This is a genomic window from Clostridium cochlearium (genome assembly GCF_900187165.1).
GTDB classification, from domain to species: Bacteria; Bacillota; Clostridia; order Clostridiales; family Clostridiaceae; genus Clostridium_G; species Clostridium_G cochlearium.
The window spans coordinates 1,214,952-1,240,701 of sequence record NZ_LT906477.1 but is presented as its reverse complement, the minus strand read 5'-3'; the positions used below and the strand labels follow the sequence as shown (position 1 = coordinate 1,240,701).

Here is a 25,750-nt window from a genome sequence, read left to right as displayed (position 1 = left end):
AAATTCTCCATTTCTATTATACTGCTTTAAAAGGATCTAAGGGATTATTTTAAAGCATTTTCTATATATGATGGATTTACAGCCTTTTCAAAAGTAGATAATTCTGGTTTAGTCATAAGACTCTTTTGATCATATAAAAAATCAGCTATATCTTTTAGTGAATTTACTAAATCACCTTTTTTATCCTTTGTTCCAAAATAAGCAGCATCTAATTGTTCTTTAGCAGTTAACCAAACAGAACCTTGCATTTGTTTTAATGCCTCTTCTTCTGTAATATGTAGAGCATCAGCAACAGTTTTAACTGCTTCACCTTCATTTTCCTTATAAAGTTTAACAGCTTTATCTACAGCCTTAATATATTTAGATACAATATCTGGATATTTTTCAGCAAAATCTCTTCTAACAATTTCCACATTAGATGTAACAATACCTTTTTTAGCTAGCTCCTTACTAGAAACTAAAACTTTACCATCCTCTAAAAGACTTGAAAGTGTAGGTTCCCATGCATAAGCTGCGTCAATATCTCCTCTTTTCCATGCTGCATATATATCAGACATTTGCATATCGTATATGGTTACATCCTTTTGAGGAATATTATTTAACTCTAAAGCCTTTAATAAGCTATAATGTGCTGTGGTGGAAAAAGGAGTAGCAATTTTTTTACCTACAATATCCTTTATGGAATTAATATTAGAATTGTTTTTAGCTACTAATTTTTCCGCATCTCCAAGTACCTCATGTATCCAAATTACTTCGGCATCCATACCACTAGCAATTCCAAGGGTGGCAGAAGCAGAACCAAGTAGAGCAAAATCGATATTCTTTGAAATCATTGCATTTCTTATATCGCCTGCATTAAATTCCACAATATTAACCTTAACTCCAAGCTCCTCTTCAAAAAAACCTTTTGCTATAGCAATTTTTTCGTCATTAGGCATTTGCTGAGTACCTATATTTACAACCTCAGGTAAATTTGATGATCCTATATTTTTCCCTTTATCATCTTTAGATTTACCGCACCCAACAAATAATGTTAATGTTGCAATTATAATCATAAAACTTGATAATATTTTTTTGAACTTCATAATCATCCTCCTAATTTTATTATGTTTCACTTTATTAAATTTTTTATTCTTTACCTTTCCAAGGTACTACTTTCTTTTCAATAAATTGTATACTTCTGTCTAATAATATACCTGTTATACCCATTATGATAATACCCAAGAAGATAATATCACTTCTTAAATAACGGCTTGCATCTAATACCATCCAACCTATACCTGATTTAGCTGCAACCATTTCAGCGGATACCAAGGTAGTATAGGCAACACCTAAGGCTGTTCTTAGTCCTATAAATATATCAGGTAAACAAGCTGGAAATATTACATAAATAAATATTTGCCATTTATTAGCACCTACTGTATAAGCACTATTTATATAATCTTCTTTTATCTTTATAACTGCGGATACACAAGAAATATAAATAGGTGCAAAGCAGGCTAAAAATAAAAGTGCAATTTTAGATTCATTTTCAATTCCTAACCATATAACCAAAAGTGTATAATAAGCTAATGGCGGAAGTGGTCGATAAAACTCTATAATAGGTTCAAAAAGTGCTCTGATTTTTGAATTATAACCACTTGCAAGGCCTAAAGGAATGGCAATAATAGTAGCAGAGAAAAAAGCAATAACAAGCCTTTCCATACTTGCCCCTAAATGCTGTAGCAATGTGTAGTTTTTATATCCATTTTCCATAATATCAATTAAAGCATTCCATACAGATTTAGGAGTAGGTACTAATTTAGGGTCAACCCATCCAAAGTTTGATGCTATAAACCATATTATAAGAATAAAAAATATTGTACTGATTGTTAATATATTTTCAAGTTTAGTTTTTTTACTCAAAATCATACTTCCTTTCTAAATTTACAGATAAATAATATAATAAAGAAGTTAGATATTTTGGTTCTAACTTCTTTATTATAAAATTATATAAAAATTATAGTACTTGTCCTAATAAAAAATAAAGGATTTAAGCATTAACAAAACAAAGTTTTTAATAATTTTGTTAATTTTATGGCAATGTCCAAATTAATTATAATCTAATATTGTAGTTTTTCATATTAAGTATTTTTTATATTGCATAATAAATATTTATATACAGTTTTATATATTATTGACAACTTATACCGCAATAGCTAAAATATATACAAAGAAAAAATTTTATGAATAGTATGAATAATGAAAGAGGGTTTTTTTATGGGGCAATTTATTCCAAATAGAGAAGAAGCTTATGAATTATTAAAAGAGTACAATAAGGATGAAAGTTTAATAAAACATGCACTATCCGTAGAGGCAGTTATGTTACATTTTGCAGAGTTATTTAAAGAAGAAGATAAAGAAAAATGGAGAATTATAGGATTAGTCCATGATCTTGATTATGAATTGTATCCAGAAGAACATTGTAAAAAAACAAAGGAAATATTAGAAAATAGAAATTGGCCACAAGACTATATTAGAGCAATTCAAAGTCATGGTTGGAAACTTTGTACGGATGTTGAACCAATAGAAAAAATGGAAAAAGTTTTATATACCACAGACGAATTAACAGGATTAATTGCAGCTACAGCTCTTGTAAGACCAAGTAAAAGCATATTGGATATGAAAGTGAAATCGGTAAAAAAGAAATGGAATCAAAAAAGCTTTGCAGCAGGGGTAAACAGAGAAGTTATTGAAAATGGGGCAAATATGTTGGGCATGGAATTAACTAAAGTAATTGAAGAAACCATAAAGGCTATGCAAAAAGTAGCAGAGGACATTGGACTAAAAGGCAATTTATAAAGTAATGGAAAAAAATAAAGAAGTATCAGATAAATTACAAGAAATAGTTTCTCAAGTTAAATATTAAAATATTGTAAAAAGGCAGTGAAAAATCAATATATTTTCTACTGCCTTTTTAATTCTATTACTGTTTCTTTATTTTTTTATCAATTAATTCAGTACCATATCCCATAGGACACACTTGACACCAAGATCTAGGTTTAAAAATAACTCCTAGAATAACTCCTAAAATTAAAGAAGATGTCATAAATCTAAAAATAGCAAATCCTATTTTATTAATATCCGGTCCTGCATGTATTAATGAAATAGTGAACATAGTTATCATTAAGGTTAATAAAATACCTTTAAAAGTTTTACTTCTCATAGACTTTGGAAGAGGATTATTAAGACTTATATGCTTAAGAAAATTACCTAAGAAAGATCCTCTTGGACAATAATGAGAGCAGTGAATTTTACCCCTACCTCGTATAGCTTGATACATAGGCAATGACATACATATAAAACCAAGTAATCCAAATCTTATATCTAATATTGAAAGAGTTATAAATGATACCAGAAAAATCCATGACCATTTTTGATGGGATTTTTTTCTCTTCATAAAATTTCCTCCTAGTTATAAATTATAATATGATTATACCTATATGGGGTATAATTGTCAAGAAAATATATAAAAATAATTAGGGCAGAGTATATGAAGATTGAAATTAACCTTCGTATACTCTGCCCAGTTAAATTTCACCTTAATGGATGAAATTTAATTGAAGTAGATTTTATAGGTAGATAATGCTTATTAGATACTATAGGAAAATCATTACCTTTGTATAAAGTTTCTTGAATTAAATAGAATTGATCTTCATCTGAAATTTTATATTTCTTAGCAGCGAAGTTTCCTGAAGTAGAATATTTAATTTCTACTAGTATATTATTGCATATTTCATAAATGTTCTCTTCAAGAATTTTTAAAACCTCATCTTTATCATTTAAATCAATGTCTAAGCTAGAAACAGTATCGATGGGGATTAAAGTAAAAGTATAGGCTATGGCGTTACCTTCAAACTTATACCACCTATCAATTAAAGCTACAGCAGTAGTTTTACGTTTAAAGGTTTCATCAATGTAACTAGTAGAAGGTTCTATGCGAATTGATAGTTCTACCCTATCAATTTTTTGTTCTATACATTTATAAACAGGATGTCCTATTTTCTCTAATCCAATTATTTTATCGCTTTTAGATTTTTTTATAAAATTACCTTTTCCATGAATATTTTTTACTAATCCATCTTCTTGAAGCAAAGCTAATGCTTGTCGTAATGTGGTTCGACTAACACCTAGCGTTTTAGATAATTCAGGTTCTGATGGCAATCTACTTCCCTCTGCAAATGTCCCTTCATTTATCATTTTAAAAAGTTGATTATATACAGTAACATATTTTAATTCTTTTGGGTTGTCTATTGTATTAAACGTCTTCATAAAAAACACCTTTCTATAAACAAACATGTACATACAAGTTTGTCAATGAAATCCTTATATTCATTATAACTTGATTGCAATTTGATTTCAACAACACTATTTTAAAATTTAGAAAATTCTATTGACATCTAAATATCAGACATGATATTGTTTATATACAGACAAGAATACAAGTTATTAGACAAGTGCTACATAAAAAATACACCTGCAAGGTTAGCTTTTAAATCTATGATAGGCGGATTTGCAGTTAGTATTTTAAGTGCAATGATTGTAGGATTAACTACATTAATATAGAATATAGAAATATACATTTTAACATTAAAATTTTTATAATTAGAAAGGAGAAATTATGAAAAATTATAATAGAATTTTTACAATTGTAGTAGATTCACTTGGAATTGGAGAAACTGAGGATTCAAAAGAATATGGTGACATAGGAGTAGACACTCTTAGACATATATCAGAATCTGTAGAAAGTTTTAATATTCCTAATCTACAAAAATTAGGATTGGCTAATTTACATTCTATAAAGCATGTGAAGCCAGTAGAAAAACCTTTAGCTCATTTTATGAAAATGAAGGAAGCTAGCGTGGGAAAAGATACTATGACTGGTCATTGGGAAATGATGGGTCTTAAAATTGAAAAGCCATTTCAAACATTTACAGATACAGGCTTTCCAAAAGAATTATTAGATGAATTAACAAAAAGAACAGGTCGCAATATTGTAGGCAATAAAAGTGCTAGTGGTACTGTGATTTTAGATGAATTAGGTGAACATCAAATAAAAACAGGAGATATGATTGTATATACTTCAGCAGACTCTGTTTTACAAATTTGTGGTCATGAAGATGAAGAAATCTTTGGATTGGATGAACTCTACCGTTGTTGTGAAATTGCAAGGGAATTAACCCTTAGGGATGAATGGAAAGTTGGAAGAGTTATAGCAAGACCTTACATAGGAATGAAAAAAGGAGAATTTAAGCGTACAAGTAATAGACATGACTACGCTTTAAAACCATATGGACCTACTGTTCTTAATTCTTTAAAAGAAAATGGATTTGATGTAATATCCGTTGGAAAAATAAAAGACATATTTGATGGTGAAGGTATAACAGAGTCAAATGCATCAAAGAGCTCTGTACATGGAATGGAACAAACATTAGAAATAATGGATAAAGATTTTAAAGGATTATGCTTTGTTAACTTAGTAGACTTTGACGCCTTATGGGGACATAGAAGAAATCCAGTAGGTTATGCAGAAGAACTAGAAAAATTTGATGTTAACCTAGGAAAATTATTAAATAAATTAAAAGAAGATGATTTATTGATAATTACAGCAGATCATGGAAATGATCCAACCTATAAAGGCACTGATCATACTCGAGAATATGTTCCTTTTTTAGCATATTCACCGTCTATGACAGAAAGTGGATTAATGGAAACAAGCCATAGCTTTGCTACTATAGGAGCTACTATAGCGGACAATTTTGAAATAGATATGCCTAAAAATACAATTGGACAATCAGTATTAGAAAAACTTATTTAATACTTTATAAAATAACTATATGGAGGTTTTAAAATGAGTATTCACATTAATGCACCAGAAGGTGCCATTGCAGAAAGTATATTATTACCAGGAGATCCACTAAGAGCTAAATTTATTGCAGATACATTTTTAGAAAATGTAGTTTGCTACAATGAAGTAAGGGGTATGTATGGATTTACAGGAACCTATAAAGGTAAAAGGGTTTCAGTACAAGGGACAGGAATGGGTATACCATCAATGTCAATTTATGCTACTGAACTAATAGAAAGTTATGGAGTTAAAAATCTTATAAGAGTTGGTACCTGTGGAAGCTATGTAGAAAAAGTTAAGGTTAGAGATTTAATAATTGCCATGTCAGCTTGTACAGATTCAAACATTAATTTATTACCTTTTAAAGGAAGAACCTTTGCACCAACAGCAAGTTTTGACTTATTAAAACCAGCTTATGATATAGCAGTAGAAAAAGGTTTTGATCCTAAAGTTGGAAGCATATATAGTTCAGATATATTCTATGATGATGATAAAGAAGATTGGAAAACATGGGCTAAATATGGCTGTTTAGGAGTAGAAATGGAAACAGCCGCACTGTATACAATTGCAGCTAAACACGGAGTTAATGCACTAACATTACTAACAGTAAGTGATCACTTTATAACTCATGAAGTTACAACTGCAGAAGAAAGGCAAACTACATTCAAAGCAATGATGGAAGTTGCATTAGACACAATAGTGAATTTATAAAAAACAAGGAAATAAGGGGACGGTTAATGAATTCTTACTATTTTTATAGCAAAAATTCATTAACCGTCCCCTTAAAATTGGGAAAATTAACCTCAAATAGACTTGCATTGTATACTTTTAAGGTATATAATAAAAGTATACATTAAAGGTATAATTTAAAAAGATATTTGAAATATGGTAAACACCTATATATATATTTAAAGGAGGTAAGTACATGTTTTTTAAGACTAGGGTAGAACATGAAAATTTAAGAAGTAAAATTAGAGAGTTTGCAGAAGAGGAAGTTAAACCTATAGCATTTACATTAGATAAGGAAAATGAATTTCCAACAGAGGCTATTAAAAAACTAGCCAAAATGGGTATGATGGGAATTCCATATGCTAAAGAGTATGGTGGAGCTGGTTTAGATGTAATAAGCTATGCAATTGCTGTTGAAGAATTATCTAGAGTAGATGGTGGTACAGGAGTAATTCTTTCAGCTCATACATCTTTAGGTGCATATCCCATTGCTGCTTATGGAACAGAAGAACAAAAACAAAAATACTTAATTCCACTAGCAAAGGGAGAAAAACTTGGTGCATTTGGTCTAACAGAAGAAAATGCTGGTAGTGACGCTGGTGGTACAGAAACTACTGCTGTTTTAGAAGGAGACCATTATATATTAAACGGTAGTAAAATATTTATAACCAACGCAGGCAAAGCGGATATTTATATTATATTTGCAGTTACTACACCAAACATTGGTACTCGTGGAATTAGTGCTTTTATTGTGGAAAAAGGATGGGAAGGCTTTAGTTTTGGTCAACATTATGATAAATTAGGTATTCGTTCCTCTGCTACAGGAGAGCTAATTTTCAACAATGTTAAGGTGCCTAAAGAAAATTTATTAGGAAAAGAAGGAGAAGGCTTTAAAATTGCCATGGCTACCTTAGATGGTGGTCGTATTGGTATTGCAGCTCAAGCTTTAGGTATTGCTCAAGGAGCTTATGAACATGCATTAGAATATTCAAAGGAAAGAGTTCAATTTGGAAGACCTATATGTCAACAACAAGTTATTGCATTTAAATTAGCTGATATGGCAACAAAACTTAGAGCAGCTAGATTACTTGTTTACAGTGCTGCAGAATTAAAGGAAAATAATGAACCTTATGGTATGGAATCAGCTATGGCAAAACAATATACTTCAGATATTTGCCTTGAAGTTGTTAACGATGCCCTTCAAATATTTGGAGGAAATGGCTATCTAAAAGGTATGGAGGTTGAACGTGCCTATAGAGATGCTAAAATTTGTACAATATATGAAGGAACTAATGAAATTCAACGTATTGTCATTGCTTCTCATATTATTGGTAAAATGGCAAAACCTAATAAAGTAGCTACATCCTCCCAAGGTGGACCTGCTACAGGCTATCGTAAAAAAGTAATATTTAATGAAGGAACTGCTAAAGAACAAGTAGATGCACTTGTAGAAGCTCTTAAGGCAGATGGCTACGACTTTACAGTAGGAATACCTTTAGATACTCCTATTAATAAGGCTGAAAGAGTAGTCAGTGTAGGACTGGGTATAGGAGAAAAAGAAAATATGAAACTTATAGAAGACTTGGCAGTTCAGGCCGGCGCAGCTATAGGTTCATCTCGTCCAGTAGCTGAAACTTTAAAATATGTACCATTAAATCGTTATGTTGGTATGTCTGGTCAAAAATTCAACGGAAATCTTTACATTGCTTGTGGAATTTCAGGTGCAGGTCAACATTTAAAAGGCATAAAGAATGCTACTACAATTGTTGCTATAAATATAGATCCTAACGCTAAAATTTTCAAGAATGCTGACTACGGCATAGTAGGAGATTTAAAGGAAATTCTACCATTACTTACTGAGGCTTTAGACAATGGAGAACCTAAAAACGAAGCTCCACCAATGAAGAAAATGAAAAGAGCTGTTCCTAAAAAAGTTGTTCCAAATTGGAAACATTATGTTTGTAATGGATGCGGTTATGAATACGATCCAGGTGTAGGTGATCCAGAAGGAGAAATACTTCCTGGCACACTATTTGAAGACTTACCGGATGAGTGGACATGTCCCGCTTGTGGTGAAGAAAAAGATGAATTTATAGAAGCTTAAAGGAGGATTGAACTCATGTATTGTGTTAGAAAAATAACTGAAGATCTTTATTGGGTTGGTGGCAATGACCGTCGCCTTGCCCTTTTTGAAAATATTCATCCCATTCCAAAGGGAGTTTCCTATAATTCTTATCTACTTTTAGATGAAAAAACTGTACTCTTTGATACTGTAGACTGGTCAATTTGTCGCCAGTTCATTGAAAATGTTAAAGGAGTTTTAGGGGACAAACCTTTAGATTATATGGTAATTAACCACGTAGAGCCTGATCATGCAGCATGTGTTGAAGAAATTATTCTTCGTTACCCTGATGTAAAAATTATATGTACTGATAAAGCACTTATGTTTATGAATCAATTTGGTTTTAATATAGATGGAAAAGTAATAGAAGTTAAAGAAGGAGACACCATGTCCTTTGGAAAACACGAAGTAGTATTTGTATCTGCTCCAATGGTTCACTGGCCAGAAGCTATGGTAACATATGACACAACTGATGGCATACTATTTTCTGCTGATGCCTTTGGTTCCTTTGGTTCTTTAGATGGTAAATTATTTAATGACGAAGTAAATATAGAAAGAGACTGGATTGATGAGGCAAGAAGATATTATACAAACATTGTAGGAAAATACGGCCCACATGTTCAATCTCTATTAAAGAAAGCAGCGGATTTAGATATTAAAATTATTTGTCCTCTACATGGACCAGTATGGAGAAATAATTTAGCATATTTATTAGATAAATACAATAAGTGGAGCAGTTATAAGCCAGAAGAAAAGGGTGTAATGATTGTTTATGCATCAATGTATGGAAATACAGAAGCTGCAGCCAATGATTTAGCCACAAGACTAGTAGAAAAAGGAATGACAAATGTGGTTATGTATGATGTTTCAAAAACCCATGTATCCTATTTAATATCTGAAACATTTAAATATAGTCATGTAGTGCTTGCTTCTGTAACCTATAACTTAAATATTTATCCACCAATGCTTAATTACATTATGGATATGAAGGCATTAAATCTACAAAAGCGTACCTTTGCCCTTATTGAAAACGGATCTTGGGCTCCTCAATCAGGACAATTAATGCATAAGCTTTTGGATGATATGAAAGAAATGACTATTTTAGATGATGAAATGTCAATAACATCTACCATGAATAAAGAAGACCAAGATTCAATGGATATTCTTGCTGACAACATTATTAAGTCTATGAAATAAATTTGTAAAACCATAAAATTAGGACCAACTCATAGAAAAATTTATGAGTTGGTCCTTTTTTATTTAGCATTTGACAATAATGAAGAATAGCATTAACATAAAAATACAAAATATTTAAACAAATATTGGAGGGATAGCAACATGTATACTTGTTCTATGTGTAGTGAAAAAAATTGTAAAACAGGAAAACTTGAAAATTTGCCACTTAATTGTCCCTGTAATGAAAAAGAAGCACAGGAAAAAATAAAAAAATTATACCATGAAGAGGAAAATTATAAATTAGCATATAATTCTGCCCTAGTTGAAGCAGAAGGATATTGCCAAAAAACAAGACTAGAAGAAATAATGGATTTTGCAAACAAATGTAATTTTAAAAAGCTAGGATTGGCCTTTTGTGTAGGATTAAGCAAAGAAGCAAAAATACTTTGTTCAATATTAAAAAATAATGGCTTTCAAGTTAGTTCCATTGTATGTAAAAATGGAAGCATACCCAAAGAATTTTTAAACATTAAAGACAGTCAAAAGGTAAGACCAGGTACTTATGAAGCCATATGTAATCCAATAGGACAAGCTACCTTTTTAAATAATAGTAAAACAGATTTAAATATTATACTAGGATTGTGTAGGACATGATTCATTATTTATAAAATATTCTAATGCTCCTGTAACAGTTTTTGCAGTTAAAGATAGAGTTCTTGCTCATAATCCTATGGGAGCTCTATACCTTTCAGAAGGATATTATAAAAATAAATTATATAAGAATAAATAAATATTTTTGAAACAATATATTGTTAGAGACTTATATTAATAAATAGGAGGATAACATGAAAAAAAGATGGAGTAAAATTATCGTAGGTTTTCTTCTATTGTTTTGTCTATCCACTAGTTTTGCATATGCTTTTAATAAAGTATCAGAAACTGAAAATAATTCTGAGAAAAATAAAATAATATATCTAACTTTTGATGATGGACCTAGCTATAATACTAACAATATATTAGATACATTAAAGGAATATGATGTTAAGGCTACATTTTTTGTTATTGGCAATCAAATTAAAGGTAAAGAAGAAATACTAAAGAGAATAAAAGATGAGGGTCATAGCATAGGATTGCATACTTATACACATAACTTTAAAAAGATATACTCTGATAATAAAATATTTATAGATGAGATGTTAAAATGTCAAGAAGAAGTTTATAAAGTAACTGGCATAAAGTCTAATATAATTAGATTCCCAGGGGGAAGTGCAAAAAGATTAGATAAAGAATTTAAAGAAGAATTAAATAGTAGGGGATTTAAAATATATGATTGGAATATTGATTCAGGAGATGGAATAAATCCTAAAACCACCGTTAACAAGCTATTTAAACGAGCTACAGAAAGTAATATTAAATCTAAACCAAGAGTATTACTTATGCACTGTGACAATGTGCAAAAAAATACTTCTAAGGCTTTAGCTGATATAATTAAACTTTATAAAGACAAAGGGTATGAATTTAAAACCATTAACAATGAAACACCAGAATACCATTTTCCATTAAAAAAATAGATTGTTTTACAATGATATAATAGAAATATACAAAGTTATTTAGTATTAAAGGAGAAGTAAAATGAACTGTGTTAAAATTTTTCCTAAAAAGTTAAAAGGAAGTATAAACATTCCTCCTTCTAAAAGCTTGGCACATAGGGCAATAATAGCAGCAGGCCTTGCCGGGGGAGAAAGCATTATAGACAATATAGTATATTCTAAAGATATACTAGCTACTATTTATGGAATGAAAAACTTTGGAGTTTCTATTAATGAAATAGAAAAGAATAATAATAAATTATTAAATATAAAGGGTGTAAATAAAATTCAAATACAAAACAATATTATAGATTGTATAGAATCTGGATCCACTTTAAGATTTTTAATTCCCATAGCTCTTTTGCAAAATGAAAGAGAAGTAACATTTATAGGAAGTGGCAAATTACCACAACGTCCCTTAGATGAATATTATAATATTTTTAATAAAAAAAATATATTTTACCAAAATGAAAAGGGCAATTTGCCTTTAAGAGTAAAGGGTAAATTAAAACCAGGGGAATTTTATCTAAAAGGAGATATAAGTTCACAATTTATAACAGGATTAATGTTTGTTCTTCCTCTTCTTTGTGGAGATTCAAAAATAATTATTACATCAAAACTAGAATCAAAGGCCTATGTGGATTTAACTATGGATATATTAAATAAATTTGGGGTAAAAATTGAAAATAATAATTATAAAGAATTTTATATAAAGGGAAACCAAAGCTATGTACCTAGAAATTACAATGTAGAAGGTGACTTTTCCCAAGGAGCCTTTTGGCTTGTTGCAGGGGCAATTGGAGAAGAAATGAGTTGTAAAAATTTAAATATAAATTCATTACAGGGGGATAAAGAAATTATAAATATAATAAAATACATGGGAGGAATTATAAATATAAATAATGATTGCATAAAAGTAATTTCTAGTAAATTAAAAGGTATAACCATTGATGCATCTGAAATTCCAGATTTAGTTCCAATACTTGCAGTAGCAGGGACAGTAAGTAGCGGTGTTACAAAAATCATTAATGCCAAAAGAGTAAGAATAAAGGAATGTGACAGATTACATGCTATAGCTTGTGAATTAAATAAAATCGGTGGAGAAGTTGAAGAATTAGAGGATTCACTTATAATAAAGGGCAATAAAAAGTTAAAGGGTGGTATTGTAGATAGTTGGAATGACCACAGAATTGCTATGGCCATGGCTGTTGCGTCTACAGTCTGTGAAGAACCTTTAATAATAAATAATAGCAAAGCTGTAGAAAAGTCTTATCCAAATTTTTGGGAAGAATTTAGGAATGTAGGCGGTAATCTAATTGAGCAAAATTTTTGATATTAATAAAAATATATAAAACAACATTTATACACATTTATCGACAAATTTCATATTATGTTTATAGCGGATTAGGTTTTTAAATAAGAGAAAATGGAATATTAGTAACTGCACTGCACAACCATTGGCTATTTGAAAATCCAAGACTTATGTATATCCACTTTGAATCAATAGATAGACCATTAGATTTTGCCAGAAAAGTATCAGAAGCACTTGACACATTACGAAGGTGCTAGAATAACAATTTTAAATTATATTAAAGCATCTACTTAACTGTAGGTGCTTTTTTTATTAAAATTGAATAATCCAGTAATTAATATATAATAAAAATAAGACTATTTTATTGATTATGGAGATGAGTTTATATGTATGAATGGTTTACGGTTGAAAAAATAGATGAATGTACTTTTTCAATTAGTGAATATCAACATTGGGAGCATATAGGTGGACATAAAAGCTTTAATAATATTGCTGTACATGAAAAAGAAAAAGAATGGATTTCTAATAAATTTCCTATACCTAGGTAAAAAGGACATTTGTCCTTTTTTTATTTTTGCAGATTATTTATACTAAAAATATATTTCTTATAGAATGGTGGTGATAACTATGAAAAAAATTTCTGACAGAAATATAATTATGGAATATATACAAAAATACCAATTAGATAAAATATTTAAAGCGAATATTTTAGAGCATATGGAACTTAGCAGTTTTCAAAATGGAGAATTGATTTGTAGTAAAGATAATGAATTAAAGCATATGTTTTTTCTTGTTGAAGGAAAAATTAAAACTTATACATTGCATGAGGATGGGAAATCAATTTTATTAAGATTTTCTTATCCATTAAGTATATTGGGAGATGTTGAATTATTAACAAATTATAAGGTGCTGTGTAATGTTGAATCTATTAACGAATCAATATTTATAGCAATAGAAATGGAGAAATTAAGGAAATATGCTTGTGAGGATACAGTTTTTCTCAAATTTATTATAGATAATTTAAGTAGAAAATTATATAGTTCAACTAATGCAACATCCATAAACCTTTTATATTCTTTAGAAAGCAGACTAGCAAGCTATATATTGTCAATGAATGATTATGAAGATAATTTATCAGAACATATGGAAATAAAAATTCCTAAGTTAATAGAAATAGCACCACTACTTGGAACAAGTTATAGACATCTTAATAGAATATTGAATGAATTTATTAATAAAAATATAATACAGAAGAGAAAATCAACCATTATTATTAAAAATCTTGAAAAATTAAAGGAATTATCACAAGGAAATATTTATGAAAAGTAAAATATAAAGGATGGGATGCAATTATGTCAGGCATTATATTTTCATTTCTTGCAGGTGTTTTTATTACCCTTCAAAGCGTTTTCAATACTCGTGTCAGCGATAAAATCGGTTTAGTTGAAACAACCGTAATAGTACATGCAATAGGATTCATTGTTGCTGCCATTGCAATGATTATTTTGGGTAATGGAAATTTTAAAAGACTTCAAGAAGTTAATAAACTTTATTTATTGGGCGGAGCTTTTGGAGTAATCATAGTTTATAGTGTTATGAAAGGAATATCGCTACTAGGTGCTACTTTTTCAGTAGCAATACTACTTATTACCCAATTAATATTCGCTACAATTATTGATACCTTTGGACTATTTGGCAGTTCACAAATTAAATTTGATTTTACAAAACTACTAGGCATTTTAATAATGATAGTTGGTATTATTATATTTAAGTTAAAAGGTTAGAAGGACATTTTAGTAGGTAACTGTTACTTGGGAAAAATAGTAAACTAGGTATTGAAATAATTAATGCCTAGGTTTTTATTTTATAAAAGTAAAATAGGTACTATCAAAATAATAAATTGTGATTTAATGGTATAATATTTTTATTAATGAATAACTAACAATGAACAATGAATAATTAAGGTGGATTTTCTTCCACTTTGCTACAGAAAATATCCATAATTGTTCATTAAATAAAGGGGGATTGAATATCATGGTAGGAAAATATAAAGTAATAACTTTGTGTGGGAGTACGAAGTTTAAAGATGAGTTCTTGCAAGCACAAAAACAATTAACTTTAGAAGGCAATATAGTTATTTCAGTAGGGCTGTTTGGACATGCTGATGGTGAGTTTGGTAATGTCATCACTCCTGAAATTAAATTAATGCTTGATGATATACATAAAAGAAAAATTGATATGTCTGATGAAATTTACGTGATTAACAAAAACGGATACATAGGTGAAAGTACAAAAGATGAAATAGACTATGCCATAAAAACAGGAAAGAGGGTTAATTATTTGGAACATTATAATGCTTAGTTTGTTTCATATATTCTTATTTTAAACAAACAAGTATTTGTTCTATTAGAAGAAAAGAATAAAGCATATAGGTGTATTTATAAGCTTTATCTGTACATTCTAGCGTATTTTTTCTTTTAAATGATATAATATAAATAAATGAAATAATTGATAAAATTGAAAATACTTAAGATAATATTAATGCCCTATTATAATACAGTATATTTGTATTATAATAGGGATATTTTTTTATAAACAATATTAGAAAACCCACTGAAGCTGTAAACAAATTGAGAACAGGATTTATTTTCCTAATACTAGTTCATATCTGCTTCAATCTTTTTAATTTCTTCTTTTGATAACCCCGTTGCTTGCACTATAGCTAATAAATCCATTCCCATTTTCAATAGATTTCTAGCTACTTCTATTTTACCTTTTTCTATACCTTGCACCATACCTTTTTCCATACCCTTTTGAATTCCTCTTTCCTCTACTTTGGGATCATAAAAGCTTTTGACCATATTCCTTACCTCCTCATCTATATTCTCATACTTTCCATACATATCTAAAAAATAAGAATTTATATTTTCTATTATTGTTGTCATTTCATCATAATCTCTTATATTTATTTTACCATTTTCATAAGCTTTATCTATATATTCTAATGTATTTTTTATAATTATTTTTAATCTTTCATATATAATTTTCATTCTTTTTTTCTTATCTTCAAATGGTTTTGATAAGCTTTGTATTTCTTCCAATATTTTAAATATAGGTTTCCGTATAATGAAGATTTCGTTATAATTATTTGTAGATAAATAGTAAACTTGACGGACATCATCAACAAGGAAAAACTGAAGATTTTTTCGAGTCTTGGATGTTAGAAAATCACAAGTTATAAGGATTCCACCTATATTCGCATAATAAGGGATAGACCTTTTGATACTTTCCAAGTAGTATTTTAGTATCAAAAACAAAGGAGTGTTAAATATGAACCAATTATCTATAGGCAAATTTATTGCACAAAAGAGAAAAGAACACAATATGACACAGGAGCAACTTGCAGAAAAAATAGGCGTATCAAATAAGTCTGTTTCAAAATGGGAAACAGGAAAATGTATGCCTGATTACAGTGTGGTGCAAGAACTATGCAAAGAGCTTGAAATAACAGTTGCAGAACTAATGGACGGAGAAGAAATTGAAGAAAATAGTGTACGCATATACGATGAGAAACAGATTATGGACCTGTTAAAAAGGATGCAAGATTTAGAGCAACAAAAAAATACCATGTATGGGATTTTACTAATTGTAATGGGGATAGCTTCCTTGGCTGTTTCTCATAGTATTGGTGGTTCTGATGTAAAAGATTTTTTTGCTGGATTACTTTTGGGGTTATCTGTGGGAGAAATGCTGGTTGGTGTTTATTGTCTGGGAAGAAGTTTAAGCAAAAGATAAAATTTCAATTGGTAGAGATGTTTAGCTTTGCTAAACGAGTCCTTTTTTTAATGAATAATGAACAATTGTGGTTACCTTTTCTCCATTCTTAACTTTCCATTTTCAATTACAACTAAAATTGCGATGTTTAGCGAAGCAAACGAGCCCACAAAACAAAATCAAAGATTTTCTGTAGCAAAGCAGAAGAAAATCCACCTTCATTGTTCATTGTTCATTATTTCTTGTTCATTGGAAAAACCTCTGGAGCTGTAAACAAATTGATAACAGGATTTATTTTCCTAATATTAGTTCATGTCTGCTTCAATCTTTTTAATTTCTTCTTTTGATAACCCCGTTGCTTGCATTATAGCTAATAAATCCATTCCCATTTTCAATAGATTTCTAGCTACTTCTATCTTACCTTTTTCTATACCTTGCACCATACCTTTTTCCATACCCTTTTGAATTCCTCTTTCCTCTACTTTAGGATCATAAAAGCTTTTCACCATATTTCTTACCTCCTCATCTATATTCTCATACTTTCCATACATATCTAAAAAATAAGAATTTATATTTTCTATTATTGTTGTCATTTCATCATAATCTCTTATATTTATTTTACCATTTTTAATTCTTATGTACATATCTGCATAAAAATTTATAAACTTAATTTTTTCTTTATCTAAAGAAGTTATTTCTCTATTTCCATAAGTGATTTTAGCACTATAACTTATATTATCTTTATATACTGCATTTAAAAAATCTATAATTGGAACTTTATTTTGTAGAGAAAATAACCTTTTCATAATCTCATCCATCTGAATATAACTTTGTTTTTCTTCTTTGACGCAAAAATCTCTTGCATTTCTATTTCCGTAAACAACTTTTAGTTCTGCCATAGAATCATCTCCGATACCATATATTTCATTTATAGTATTAACATTCCACGGGAAACTATACAAACAAACGTTCACCATTTTATTTGTATTTCTTCTAATATTTTCAATATGGGTTTACGTGAGAAAGAAGATTTACTTAAGCTAAAAGGTATTAATAAAAGAGATACAGAAATGATAATTGCATATAGAGATAAAAATAAATATTTTAAAGATGTTAAAGAATTTGGAAAAATAGAAAGAATAAGAGAGGAGACTGTTGAAACATTAAAGAGCAGCAGTAGTGAAGAAAAATTTAAAAAAGTAACCCAAAAACTTGAAAATAGTTTGAGTAAAGGTAAGTTTCAAAAAAGCTTTTCTAATATATTTTATGCTAACTTTGAGCATTTAATTTTTAGGACATTGATATGGTTTATTATATTTTTCATAACTTATTATGTATTGATTGTTAAGAAACCATATAAAGAAAAAAAGTATTTATTAAAAGTTGTCATTAAGAATTTTTCAAAGTTTATATTTTATGTATTATTGGGTATTATTGCAATAATTATGTATTCACTTTATTAGGAGGTCGAAATTATGAGTAAGATGAGATTTACAAATGGATATAAAATATTGTTTTATTGTAGGTACAAGAAAAACAGCATATAAAACATCTATAATAGATGCTTTTCTTTATAAAAGTAAAATAAGGACTACTATAATAATAAACTGTGATTTAATGTTATAATATTTATATTATGTATGTTTCATAGGTGAAATATTACAAAATAAATGGGGAGAGAATATTATGGTAGGGAAATATAAGGTAATAACTTTGTGTGGGAGTACGAAGTTTAAAGATGAGTTCTTCCAAGCACAAAAACAATTAACTTTAGAAGGTAATATAGTTATTTCAGTAGAGCTGTTTGGACATGCTGATGGTGAGTTTGGTAATGTCATGACTCCTGAAATTAAAGTAATGCTTAGTTTGTTTCATATATTCTTATTTTAAACAAACAAGTATTTGTTCTATTAGAAGAAAAGAATAAAGCATATAGTAAGGGGGTATTTTTATTGAAGAAAAAAGTGATGATAGTTACAACTATATTATTGATATTTCTATTCCCAGTTGTTAGGAATACTTTTAATAAAATTATGACACCAGATAAGGTTCTGGTAGTAGGACATCAGATTAGTAATGATGCATTTGAGTTTACAAAAGAAATAAAAAATAAGGAAAAAATAGATGAGTTTGAAAATCTCTTTGACCAAATAAACTTCTCAACTGGTGAATGGCACGCAGAAACATATCCAGATATGATTGTACAAATAAATCATAAAGAAGGATATTTTACACATGCATTTCATATATGGAGCAATGGAGATGAAGGCATAGCATTAATGTGGACTTTAGAAGAAAAACAAATAGGTAAATTGTCAAATTCGCAAGTAGGTATCTTAAAAAGAATAATAAATTAAATAAAAGAGCGCTGGGGGATGATGAGATGGAAAAAGCACATAAGCATATAGGTGTATTTATAAGCTTTATCTGTACATTCTAGCGTATTTTTTCTTTAAAATGATATAATATAAATAAATGAAATAAAACTAGGAGTGTGAATAAAATTATGAAAAGAATACCCTATGGTATTTCCAATTTTCAAGTTTTAAGAAAAGAAAATTATCTTTATGTAGACAAAACATCATATATAGAAATTTTAGATAGATATGCTCCTTATCAGTTTTTTATAAGACCTAGAAGATTTGGAAAAAGTCTTTTTATATCAACCTTAGAAAATTACTATGATATAAATAAAAAGGATAAATTTGAAGAATTATTTGGAGATTTATATATAGGCAAAAATCCTACGGATAAGAGAAATAAATTTTTAGTTTGGAAAATAAGTTTTGCAGGAGTGGATGCAGTTCATGGAGAAGAAGAGTTAAGAAAGAGCTTTAATTTTAAAGTTGCATCATCAGCAAGGGAATTTTTGTATAAATATGGTGATATTTTAGGTGAAAATAAGTTGTCTATGGAAAATATGAGTGCAGAAATGATAGTAGCACATATAAGTATGCTTAGTAAAATTAATAGCAAGCAAGTATTTGTTTTAATAGATGAATATGATAATTTTGCCAATGAATTAATTACAGGAGGAAAACAAAGTACCTATGAAAGTATTCTCCATGGTGAAGGCTTTGTTAAAGTATTTTATAAAGCATTAAAAGATGCAACCATGGATAATTTTAATAGAATATTTATGACAGGAGTAAGTCCTATAATATTAGATGACTTAACTAGTGGATTTAATATAACTAGAAATTATACTCTAGATAGAGATCTTAATGCCATGATGGGTTTTACAAGAGAAGAGTTATCTTGGATTATGGATGAAGTTAATATAAAGGATACAGAACTTAGAAAAAAAATATGTGCTGATATGACTACTTATTATGATGGATATAAGTTTAATAAAAAAGCTGATAGTGTATTTAATCCAGATATGTCTATGTATTTTTTAGATAATTATCTGGCATATAATGAATATCCAGAAGAAATGATAGATAATAACGTAAAAACAGATTATGGAAAAGTTAATCAGCTAGCTTATAATTTTAATGACACAGAAGCCCTAGAGGAGATAATGACTAAGGGCGAAACTTCTACTATGTTAGTAGATAGATTTAATATTCATACCATGTACAGTGTAAAAGAAAATTTTAAATCCCTATTATTTTATCTTGGAATGCTTACAATAAAGGGGCAAGGGATTAGTGGTACAATACTTAGAGTACCAAACTATGTGATAAAAACAATTTATTGGGAACAATATTTTCAAAGAATGAATTTAGAATATAATTTACAAATAAAAGATGTTAGAGATGCAATAACGGAAATGAGAGCATATGGAAACATTGAACCTTTAGTTGAGATTATAGGTGAAATACTAGAAGGTTTATCCAATAGAGATTTAATGCAAATGGAGGAAAAACATATTAAAATGATGTTTTTAACTCTTTTAGGAATAGACAGCACCTATTTTATACAAAGTGAAGCAGAAAATAACAAAGGTTATGTGGATATAATGCTAAAAAGAAAAATTCAATATAAAGATATAACCAAATTTCAATGGATTATAGAATTAAAATATATAAAAGAAAGTGAAAGAAAAACCTTAGAAAAAGTAAAAGAAGAAGGATTAAATCAGCTTCAAGGTTATGCAGAAAGTAAAATAGTTAAAGAACAACTAGGAGAAGAAGGATTGAAAAAAGCTCTTATTATTGTAGTAGGTAAAAAGGATATCTATACTGAAGTAGAGTGATTTTTTTTAATGAATAATGAACAATGAAGAATGAATGATTATGGTTATTTTTCTCCATTGTCATTATGAAAAAAATTTAATTGTATGATTTATATATTAAGCAGTCCTTAACCAAATAAGCGATGTTTAGCGAAGCAAACGAGCCAACAAAACAAAATGTAAGGTTTTCTGTAGCAAAGCGGAAGAAAATCCACCTTCATTGTTCATTATTTCTTGTTCATTGGAAAACCCTCTGAAGCTGTAAACAAATTGATAACAGGATTTATTTTGCTAATACTAGTTCATGTCTGCTTCAATTTTTTTAATTTCTTCTTTTGATAACCCCGTTGCTTGCACTATAGCTAATAAATCCATTCCCATTTTTAATAGATTTCTGGCCACTTCTATTTTACCTTTTTCTATACCTTTCTCAATACCTCTTTCCTCTACTTTGGGATCATAAAAGCTTTTGACCATATTTCTTACCTCCTCATCTATATTCTCATATTTTCCATACATATCTAAAAAATAAGAATTTATATTTTCTATTATTGTTGTCATTTCATCATAATCTCTTATATTTATTTTACCATTTTCATAAGCTTTATCTATATATTTTAATGTATTTTTTATAATTATTTTTAATCTTTCATATATAATTTTCATTCTTTTTTTCTTATCTTCAAATGGTTTTGATAAACTACTTATATACTGCATTTCCTTTCTTAACTTAAATATTTGAAGTGGATATAAAAGATACATATTTTCTCTATAAAGCCTATCTAAATCATACTTCCAATATTTTAATACATTAGCTTTATACACAAACTCATTATCTTTTGGTATTATAATTTTTAGCTTTATTTCCTCTGGTGTTTTATTGTCTTCCTCTAGGACTATAAGATATGGTTCTGGTAAATTCATAGTTATAGTATCACCCATATTTTTAAAATCTGCCAATCTCACAGCTCTTTCAAAACCATACCTAAACATTCTTATAGCCATACTATTATCATAAACAGTTTGAAATTCTATTTCATATTCCAATACTCTTTCATCATCCTCAACTCTTATGTACATATCTGCATAAAAACTTATAAACTTAATTTTTTCTTTATCTAAAGAAGTTATTTCTCTATTTCCATAAGTGATTTTAGCACTATAACTTATATTATCTTTATATACTGCATTTAAAAAATCTATAATTGGAACTTTATTTTGTAGAGAAAATAATCTTTTCATAATCTCATCCATCTGAATATAACTCTGTTTTTCTTCTTTGACGCAAAAATCTCTTGCATTTGTATTTCCGTAAATAACTTTTAGTTCTGCCATAGAATCATCTCCAATACTATATATTTCATTTATAGTATTAACATTCCATGGGAAACTATGCAAACAAACGTTCGCCATTTTATTTGTTATTTCTTCTAATATTGCAATATGAGTTTCCATATAATGAAAATTTCGTTATAATTATTATGTAGATAAATAGTAATTCCTCGCAAAAATCACATAGCGTATTACAAGAAATAAAATAGAAGAGGAGAATTTAAATGAAAAGAAAAGATGAAGTATTTACTGAAGAAAAAATAAAAACATTACTTGAAGCTAGTAGTGAAGAAGCAAAATCAGTAATTAATGATGAGGATAAATTTGAGAGACTTGTTCAAAGAATTGAAAACAAATTAAAATTAATACCTTGTATTGGGAAATATGTAAGTGATATAGCTTGCATGGTTTCTTTAGTTAGAAGCTACATAAAAAAGGAATATACCGACATACCTATAGGCACTATAATCAGTATAATTTCAACATTGATTTATATAATATCTCCTATTGATTTAATTCCAGATTATATACCTGTGGTTGGCTACATCGATGATATAGCTATATTAAGTTGGGTATTAAAATCAATTAATTCTGATGTTGAAGAATACAAGAAGTGGAGAACTGACAATAACAAGCAAATTATTGATGAAATTTAATACATGCTTACAAATTCCAATTTATATTGTTGAGGTTAAAATTTTTAAAAAAAATTTGATATAATATGAATAAGAAATGAAGAAAATAAAAATAGGGTGCTACCAACACCCTATAGTATATAATTCTAGTTGAATAGATAACTGGCATCACTATAATTTAATATGATTAAAAAAATAGTAGCATCCAATTGTGAGTGGGGCTACTATTTTTTTGACATTTGTACAATTATACATAGCAAAATGTAAAAAGTTCTTTACATTTATACTAATATTTGATAATATACAAATGTAAAAACTATTTTACATTTTAAAGGAGGATTATTATGAGAAAGATGGATGAAATGGAAATGTATATTTCACTAAAGAGTATAAAAATAGCATGGTTCTATACTATAGTTTTCTTATTTATATGGTCAGTATATGAGTATATTACCACATCAAAATTTGGGTTATCATTTTTTTTATTTATTACCCAAAATCTCATTTTGACTGTATCCCAGTTTATTTTAAAACACAAGATGGGAGGTAAAAATGAAAAATAGAATTAAAGAATTCAGAAAGGAATTAGGATACAGACAAGAAGATTTGGCTATTAAAATGAATGTAACTAGACAAACTATTAATGCTATTGAAAATAATAAATATAATCCAACATTGGAATTAGCTATGAAACTTGCAAAATTTCTTCAAACAAGTGTAGAAGAATTATTTTTATTAGATGATTAATTATTAAATGTAACTGTTACTTATAAAAAATACAAAAGCAAGTGGAGAAACTTTATAAAATATGCAATAATAGTTTAAAAGAAGATTTGTTTCTATAAAAAGGGGGATATAATATGGATTTCTATGTAAATGGAAAATATAGTGCATTTGAGGAACTTATGCATTATTATCATTGGGATTTTTATGTATATTATTTTTTAGTTTTAATAGTATTTATAAACTGTATTAAATCAATAGTAAATTTTATTTCTATTAAGAAAGGTAAGTCATCAAATTTAACCTCAGGTTATATTGACTTAATTATAAGTGTAATTGCTGGTATGGGATTAATATGCGGAATGTTTTTTCAAGGCATACTTTCTGATATCTCATCAAAATACAGTGAAATCTGGGGAAATAAAATGTTTGTTTTATGTATAGTAGCTTTTATTTTATTTATTGTACAATTTATTTTTGTACTAAGAAATAAGAATAGAATTTTTAAATCATGATATAAAAAAATTACGTCGTAATTTTTTAAACAGAAGACAGAGGACAATTGACATAGGACAATGAAGGAAGATTTTCCTCCGCTTTGCTACAGAAAATCTTAAATTTTATAATATAATTGAAAATGGAAGGTGGAGAATGGAGAATGATAGATATTTTTTCTTCATTGTCATTACGAAAAAATTTTAATTTTATAAAACCTGATGAGATTTAAAATAAATTAATATTTATATAATAATTTATTTTAATTACTTGCTATTAATCTAGCGATTGTGTCGCAAGCCGATAGGCTGCCGTTGATTAATGAATAATGAACAGGGAACAATGAATAATTATTGAGGATTTTTTTCACTTTGTTACAAAAAATCTTTGATTATATGAATTTTTATAAAAGTTAAAACTATTCGATAGAATTTTATAGCTTAAAAGATTTTAAGACTATAGCCTGACTTAATTTTAATGTTCTTAAAAACTAAAGCGATGTTTAGCTTTGCTAAACGAGCCATCAATAAAAATGTCAATTAATTCTCCATTCTCAACTCTCCATTTTCAATTATAACTAATAAGATTAAAGATTTTCTGACGTAAGGAAGAAAATCCTCCTAAATTGTTCATTATTCATTATTCCTTGTTCATTAATAAAAATTTTGCTTCACAAAATTTTTATTCTCAACTATCAAGCTAATACTAAACAAAACTTCTATTACTACCATCATCATTGAAAGTATGTAAGGCTCGAAGTTTACCCCAACTATAAGAGATAAAATTGGTATTAAAATAGAGAACACTATATAAGACTTGGATTTATAAAGCCAACCATAGGGCAACAAGTGTGCTCCAAAAATTATTGCTATTACCATTAGCATTTTTTCAGGTATAGTTGGATATATCCACATAGCAATTAATTTTTTCAATACTCTAATGGATAATTGGAAAGACAATTCTAATATAGAAATTATAGCACATTTTACATATTGTTAATAGCTTATTATTATACTGAAAAATAGTGTGGAAAAGAAGGAATATATTCTAGTACTTAAAAATATTTATAAAGGATATTTACATTCATAAACTTTTGGAGGCTGATTAAATGAACTCAATAAAGTGTAATCAATATTTAAGATATATTGAATTATGTAGAGAAGGAATACAGTCATTTTCTACATATCCATATTGTTTACCAGTAATAAAGGAATAAATTTTACATTCAGCTTTAGTATATCTAATTGAAGGGACTAATTTAATGGACTTTTTAAATATTTTAATTCCCATATTGTTTATTTTAATCATTTTAAAACAGTTAAAATATATGAAAGAATTAATAATACCAACAAGAAAAACTTATATGGAAATTATCACTATGATATTTTCTGTAATTGTTTTTATGTATATTATGTATGCTTATGCCAATACTTGGATTCATTATGTAATAGGGGTATTGGGAACCTTTACCTTTATAAGTATCTGTATTAAAGAAGGCATTTCCCAAAAAGGCTTTATATCAATGTATAGATATAAAGAAATTATATTATGGAATGAAATTAAAAAAGTTGTGGTCATTAAATCCAAAGACATGAAAGTTCAGTTGTTTGGTGGTTTTATGGAACAAACTTTTCATTTTAAAAACAGTGATTATGATAAGGTAATTAATATTATGAAAGAAAATTTACCTATAGAGACCCAGTTAGAAATAAATAAAAAAATATAACATAATCTAAAGGTAACATAGGATACTGAATCTAGATATAGTTAATGATAAAGTAATTTTTAATAAGGCT

31 protein-coding genes and 3 pseudogenes are annotated in these 25,750 nt (G+C 28.2%); 26 read left to right on the top strand and 8 right to left on the bottom strand.

Features of this window, described 5'->3' with window-relative positions; genetic code table 11:
* Positions 1-44: 44 nt before the first annotated feature.
* Both CKV72_RS06045 and CKV72_RS06040 read right to left on the bottom strand, forming a co-directional pair.
* Positions 45-1,085: a taurine ABC transporter substrate-binding protein gene (locus CKV72_RS06045; protein WP_095177763.1), complete on the bottom strand. Its 1,041-nt coding sequence runs from the start codon at positions 1,083-1,085 to the stop codon at positions 45-47.
* Between the two features lie 43 nt (positions 1,086-1,128).
* Positions 1,129-1,905, bottom strand: coding sequence for an ABC transporter permease (locus tag CKV72_RS06040; RefSeq protein ID WP_095177762.1), 777 nt, complete (start codon positions 1,903-1,905; stop codon positions 1,129-1,131).
* A gap of 354 nt (positions 1,906-2,259) precedes the next feature.
* Here CKV72_RS06040 and CKV72_RS06035 point away from each other — a divergent pair, with 354 nt between their 5' ends.
* Positions 2,260-2,841 carry an HDIG domain-containing metalloprotein gene (locus CKV72_RS06035; RefSeq protein ID WP_089867246.1) on the top strand — a complete coding sequence of 194 codons (582 nt, stop codon included), beginning with the start codon at positions 2,260-2,262 and terminating at the stop codon, positions 2,839-2,841.
* A 124-nt stretch (positions 2,842-2,965) separates the two neighbouring features.
* Here CKV72_RS06035 and CKV72_RS06030 read toward each other — a convergent pair whose 3' ends face one another.
* Positions 2,966-3,439 (bottom strand): 4Fe-4S binding protein, encoded by a 474-nt coding sequence (locus CKV72_RS06030; protein WP_095177761.1) that lies wholly within the window; start codon positions 3,437-3,439, stop codon positions 2,966-2,968.
* Between the two features lie 137 nt (positions 3,440-3,576).
* Positions 3,577-4,311: a GntR family transcriptional regulator gene (locus CKV72_RS06025; RefSeq protein ID WP_095177760.1), complete on the bottom strand. Its 735-nt coding sequence runs from the start codon at positions 4,309-4,311 to the stop codon at positions 3,577-3,579.
* Between the two features lie 141 nt (positions 4,312-4,452).
* On the opposite strand from CKV72_RS06025, the gene CKV72_RS12275 reads away from it, so the two are divergent.
* From CKV72_RS12275 to CKV72_RS05965, 13 genes and pseudogenes are all read left to right on the top strand, one after another.
* On the top strand, positions 4,453-4,605 hold the full coding sequence (locus tag CKV72_RS12275) for a hypothetical protein (protein ID WP_181814545.1): 153 nt from the start codon (positions 4,453-4,455) through the stop codon (positions 4,603-4,605).
* 55 nt (positions 4,606-4,660) lie between these two features.
* Complete coding sequence (locus CKV72_RS06020) at positions 4,661-5,857, top strand: phosphopentomutase (RefSeq protein ID WP_095177759.1); 1,197 nt, start codon at positions 4,661-4,663, stop codon at positions 5,855-5,857.
* A 33-nt stretch (positions 5,858-5,890) separates the two neighbouring features.
* Positions 5,891-6,598 (top strand): purine-nucleoside phosphorylase, encoded by a 708-nt coding sequence (gene deoD / locus CKV72_RS06015; protein ID WP_089867235.1) that lies wholly within the window; start codon positions 5,891-5,893, stop codon positions 6,596-6,598.
* Positions 6,599-6,812: 214 nt separating this feature from the next.
* Entirely contained in the window at positions 6,813-8,720 is a 1,908-nt protein-coding gene (locus tag CKV72_RS06010) for an acyl-CoA dehydrogenase family protein (protein WP_089867232.1), read from the top strand.
* A 15-nt stretch (positions 8,721-8,735) separates the two neighbouring features.
* Entirely contained in the window at positions 8,736-9,935 is a 1,200-nt protein-coding gene (locus tag CKV72_RS06005) for an FprA family A-type flavoprotein (RefSeq protein WP_095177758.1), read from the top strand.
* A 141-nt stretch (positions 9,936-10,076) separates the two neighbouring features.
* A pseudogene (locus CKV72_RS06000) lies at positions 10,077-10,704 on the top strand (DUF1847 domain-containing protein).
* Between the two features lie 55 nt (positions 10,705-10,759).
* Positions 10,760-11,485, top strand: coding sequence for a polysaccharide deacetylase family protein (locus tag CKV72_RS05995; RefSeq protein ID WP_095177757.1), 726 nt, complete (start codon positions 10,760-10,762; stop codon positions 11,483-11,485).
* 61 nt (positions 11,486-11,546) lie between these two features.
* Positions 11,547-12,836, top strand: coding sequence for a 3-phosphoshikimate 1-carboxyvinyltransferase (aroA, locus tag CKV72_RS05990; RefSeq protein WP_095177756.1), 1,290 nt, complete (start codon positions 11,547-11,549; stop codon positions 12,834-12,836).
* A gap of 83 nt (positions 12,837-12,919) precedes the next feature.
* Positions 12,920-13,072, top strand: a pseudogene (locus tag CKV72_RS05985) (DUF1259 domain-containing protein); the annotation flags it as partial.
* Positions 13,073-13,201: 129 nt separating this feature from the next.
* Entirely contained in the window at positions 13,202-13,363 is a 162-nt protein-coding gene (locus tag CKV72_RS05980; RefSeq protein ID WP_420896632.1) for a hypothetical protein, read from the top strand.
* Between the two features lie 79 nt (positions 13,364-13,442).
* Positions 13,443-14,144 (top strand): cyclic nucleotide-binding domain-containing protein, encoded by a 702-nt coding sequence (locus tag CKV72_RS05975; RefSeq protein ID WP_169712350.1) that lies wholly within the window; start codon positions 13,443-13,445, stop codon positions 14,142-14,144.
* 23 nt (positions 14,145-14,167) lie between these two features.
* Positions 14,168-14,599: a DMT family transporter gene (locus tag CKV72_RS05970; RefSeq protein ID WP_095177754.1), complete on the top strand. Its 432-nt coding sequence runs from the start codon at positions 14,168-14,170 to the stop codon at positions 14,597-14,599.
* Positions 14,600-14,849: 250 nt separating this feature from the next.
* Positions 14,850-15,176, top strand: a complete 327-nt coding sequence (locus CKV72_RS05965) for a hypothetical protein (protein ID WP_095177753.1) — start codon at positions 14,850-14,852, stop codon at positions 15,174-15,176.
* A gap of 296 nt (positions 15,177-15,472) precedes the next feature.
* Here CKV72_RS05965 and CKV72_RS05960 read toward each other — a convergent pair whose 3' ends face one another.
* A complete protein-coding gene (locus CKV72_RS05960; protein WP_242955709.1) occupies positions 15,473-15,916 on the bottom strand; it encodes a hypothetical protein in 444 nt (147 codons plus the stop codon).
* A 229-nt stretch (positions 15,917-16,145) separates the two neighbouring features.
* Here CKV72_RS05960 and CKV72_RS05955 point away from each other — a divergent pair, with 229 nt between their 5' ends.
* A complete protein-coding gene (locus CKV72_RS05955; protein ID WP_095177752.1) occupies positions 16,146-16,610 on the top strand; it encodes a helix-turn-helix domain-containing protein in 465 nt (154 codons plus the stop codon).
* Positions 16,611-16,894: 284 nt separating this feature from the next.
* On the opposite strand, the gene CKV72_RS05950 is transcribed toward CKV72_RS05955, so the two are convergent.
* Positions 16,895-17,566, bottom strand: a complete 672-nt coding sequence (locus CKV72_RS05950; protein ID WP_147269567.1) for an RpnC/YadD family protein — start codon at positions 17,564-17,566, stop codon at positions 16,895-16,897.
* 30 nt (positions 17,567-17,596) lie between these two features.
* Here CKV72_RS05950 and CKV72_RS05945 point away from each other — a divergent pair, with 30 nt between their 5' ends.
* The 5 genes from CKV72_RS05945 to CKV72_RS05930 all read left to right on the top strand — a co-directional run bounded on the left by CKV72_RS05945 (position 17,597) and on the right by CKV72_RS05930 (position 20,790).
* Positions 17,597-18,052 carry a helix-hairpin-helix domain-containing protein gene (locus tag CKV72_RS05945; RefSeq protein WP_095177750.1) on the top strand — a complete coding sequence of 152 codons (456 nt, stop codon included), beginning with the start codon at positions 17,597-17,599 and terminating at the stop codon, positions 18,050-18,052.
* Between the two features lie 34 nt (positions 18,053-18,086).
* A complete protein-coding gene (locus CKV72_RS12520) occupies positions 18,087-18,215 on the top strand; it encodes a hypothetical protein (RefSeq protein ID WP_276327135.1) in 129 nt (42 codons plus the stop codon).
* A 60-nt stretch (positions 18,216-18,275) separates the two neighbouring features.
* Positions 18,276-18,479 (top strand): hypothetical protein, encoded by a 204-nt coding sequence (locus CKV72_RS05940; protein ID WP_095177749.1) that lies wholly within the window; start codon positions 18,276-18,278, stop codon positions 18,477-18,479.
* A gap of 62 nt (positions 18,480-18,541) precedes the next feature.
* The gene (locus tag CKV72_RS05935) at positions 18,542-18,946 is read left to right on the top strand and encodes a hypothetical protein (RefSeq protein ID WP_095177748.1); all 405 of its coding nucleotides are present in this window, start codon (positions 18,542-18,544) and stop codon (positions 18,944-18,946) included.
* 149 nt (positions 18,947-19,095) lie between these two features.
* Positions 19,096-20,790, top strand: a complete 1,695-nt coding sequence (locus tag CKV72_RS05930; protein WP_095177747.1) for an ATP-binding protein — start codon at positions 19,096-19,098, stop codon at positions 20,788-20,790.
* Positions 20,791-21,066: 276 nt separating this feature from the next.
* Here the strand turns inward: CKV72_RS05930 and CKV72_RS12380 are convergent, their stop codons facing one another.
* Positions 21,067-22,182, bottom strand: coding sequence for a hypothetical protein (locus CKV72_RS12380; protein ID WP_242955708.1), 1,116 nt, complete (start codon positions 22,180-22,182; stop codon positions 21,067-21,069).
* A gap of 143 nt (positions 22,183-22,325) precedes the next feature.
* Here CKV72_RS12380 and CKV72_RS05920 point away from each other — a divergent pair, with 143 nt between their 5' ends.
* From CKV72_RS05920 to CKV72_RS05905, 4 genes are all read left to right on the top strand, one after another.
* On the top strand, positions 22,326-22,757 hold the full coding sequence (locus tag CKV72_RS05920; RefSeq protein WP_089866149.1) for a YkvA family protein: 432 nt from the start codon (positions 22,326-22,328) through the stop codon (positions 22,755-22,757).
* A 323-nt stretch (positions 22,758-23,080) separates the two neighbouring features.
* Positions 23,081-23,299 (top strand): hypothetical protein, encoded by a 219-nt coding sequence (locus tag CKV72_RS05915; RefSeq protein ID WP_089866152.1) that lies wholly within the window; start codon positions 23,081-23,083, stop codon positions 23,297-23,299.
* On the top strand, positions 23,289-23,483 hold the full coding sequence (locus CKV72_RS05910) for a helix-turn-helix transcriptional regulator (RefSeq protein ID WP_089866153.1): 195 nt from the start codon (positions 23,289-23,291) through the stop codon (positions 23,481-23,483). Before CKV72_RS05915 ends, CKV72_RS05910 begins: the two co-directional genes overlap by 11 nt.
* Positions 23,484-23,596: 113 nt before the next feature.
* Positions 23,597-23,974, top strand: coding sequence for a hypothetical protein (locus CKV72_RS05905; RefSeq protein WP_095177746.1), 378 nt, complete (start codon positions 23,597-23,599; stop codon positions 23,972-23,974).
* Between the two features lie 633 nt (positions 23,975-24,607).
* Here CKV72_RS05905 and CKV72_RS05900 read toward each other — a convergent pair.
* A complete protein-coding gene (locus tag CKV72_RS05900; RefSeq protein WP_242955749.1) occupies positions 24,608-24,886 on the bottom strand; it encodes a DUF7010 family protein in 279 nt (92 codons plus the stop codon).
* Between the two features lie 176 nt (positions 24,887-25,062).
* Here CKV72_RS05900 and CKV72_RS05895 point away from each other — a divergent pair.
* Positions 25,063-25,167 (top strand): annotated as a pseudogene (locus tag CKV72_RS05895) (AAA family ATPase); the annotation flags it as partial.
* A 48-nt stretch (positions 25,168-25,215) separates the two neighbouring features.
* The gene (locus tag CKV72_RS05890) at positions 25,216-25,680 is read left to right on the top strand and encodes a hypothetical protein (RefSeq protein WP_095177745.1); all 465 of its coding nucleotides are present in this window, start codon (positions 25,216-25,218) and stop codon (positions 25,678-25,680) included.
* The last annotated feature ends 70 nt before the right edge of the window (positions 25,681-25,750 follow it).

Coding starts and splice junctions, on each gene's coding strand:
- CKV72_RS06045 (WP_095177763.1), bottom strand. CDS start 1,085: ATGAAGTTCAAAAAAATATTATCAAGTTTTATGATTATAATTGCAACA.
- CKV72_RS06035 (WP_089867246.1), top strand. CDS start 2,260: ATGGGGCAATTTATTCCAAATAGAGAAGAAGCTTATGAATTATTAAAA.
- CKV72_RS06030 (WP_095177761.1), bottom strand. CDS start 3,439: ATGAAGAGAAAAAAATCCCATCAAAAATGGTCATGGATTTTTCTGGTA.
- CKV72_RS06025 (WP_095177760.1), bottom strand. CDS start 4,311: ATGAAGACGTTTAATACAATAGACAACCCAAAAGAATTAAAATATGTT.
- CKV72_RS12275 (WP_181814545.1), top strand. CDS start 4,453: ATGATATTGTTTATATACAGACAAGAATACAAGTTATTAGACAAGTGC.
- CKV72_RS06020 (WP_095177759.1), top strand. CDS start 4,661: ATGAAAAATTATAATAGAATTTTTACAATTGTAGTAGATTCACTTGGA.
- deoD (WP_089867235.1), top strand. CDS start 5,891: ATGAGTATTCACATTAATGCACCAGAAGGTGCCATTGCAGAAAGTATA.
- CKV72_RS06010 (WP_089867232.1), top strand. CDS start 6,813: ATGTTTTTTAAGACTAGGGTAGAACATGAAAATTTAAGAAGTAAAATT.
- CKV72_RS06005 (WP_095177758.1), top strand. CDS start 8,736: ATGTATTGTGTTAGAAAAATAACTGAAGATCTTTATTGGGTTGGTGGC.
- CKV72_RS05995 (WP_095177757.1), top strand. CDS start 10,760: ATGAAAAAAAGATGGAGTAAAATTATCGTAGGTTTTCTTCTATTGTTT.
- aroA (WP_095177756.1), top strand. CDS start 11,547: ATGAACTGTGTTAAAATTTTTCCTAAAAAGTTAAAAGGAAGTATAAAC.
- CKV72_RS05980 (WP_420896632.1), top strand. CDS start 13,202: ATGTATGAATGGTTTACGGTTGAAAAAATAGATGAATGTACTTTTTCA.
- CKV72_RS05975 (WP_169712350.1), top strand. CDS start 13,443: ATGAAAAAAATTTCTGACAGAAATATAATTATGGAATATATACAAAAA.
- CKV72_RS05970 (WP_095177754.1), top strand. CDS start 14,168: ATGTCAGGCATTATATTTTCATTTCTTGCAGGTGTTTTTATTACCCTT.
- CKV72_RS05965 (WP_095177753.1), top strand. CDS start 14,850: ATGGTAGGAAAATATAAAGTAATAACTTTGTGTGGGAGTACGAAGTTT.
- CKV72_RS05955 (WP_095177752.1), top strand. CDS start 16,146: ATGAACCAATTATCTATAGGCAAATTTATTGCACAAAAGAGAAAAGAA.
- CKV72_RS05950 (WP_147269567.1), bottom strand. CDS start 17,566: ATGGTGAACGTTTGTTTGTATAGTTTCCCGTGGAATGTTAATACTATA.
- CKV72_RS05945 (WP_095177750.1), top strand. CDS start 17,597: ATGGGTTTACGTGAGAAAGAAGATTTACTTAAGCTAAAAGGTATTAAT.
- CKV72_RS12520 (WP_276327135.1), top strand. CDS start 18,087: ATGGATATAAAATATTGTTTTATTGTAGGTACAAGAAAAACAGCATAT.
- CKV72_RS05940 (WP_095177749.1), top strand. CDS start 18,276: ATGGTAGGGAAATATAAGGTAATAACTTTGTGTGGGAGTACGAAGTTT.
- CKV72_RS05930 (WP_095177747.1), top strand. CDS start 19,096: ATGAAAAGAATACCCTATGGTATTTCCAATTTTCAAGTTTTAAGAAAA.
- CKV72_RS12380 (WP_242955708.1), bottom strand. CDS start 22,182: ATGGCGAACGTTTGTTTGCATAGTTTCCCATGGAATGTTAATACTATA.
- CKV72_RS05920 (WP_089866149.1), top strand. CDS start 22,326: ATGAAAAGAAAAGATGAAGTATTTACTGAAGAAAAAATAAAAACATTA.
- CKV72_RS05915 (WP_089866152.1), top strand. CDS start 23,081: ATGAGAAAGATGGATGAAATGGAAATGTATATTTCACTAAAGAGTATA.
- CKV72_RS05910 (WP_089866153.1), top strand. CDS start 23,289: ATGAAAAATAGAATTAAAGAATTCAGAAAGGAATTAGGATACAGACAA.
- CKV72_RS05905 (WP_095177746.1), top strand. CDS start 23,597: ATGGATTTCTATGTAAATGGAAAATATAGTGCATTTGAGGAACTTATG.
- CKV72_RS05890 (WP_095177745.1), top strand. CDS start 25,216: ATGGACTTTTTAAATATTTTAATTCCCATATTGTTTATTTTAATCATT.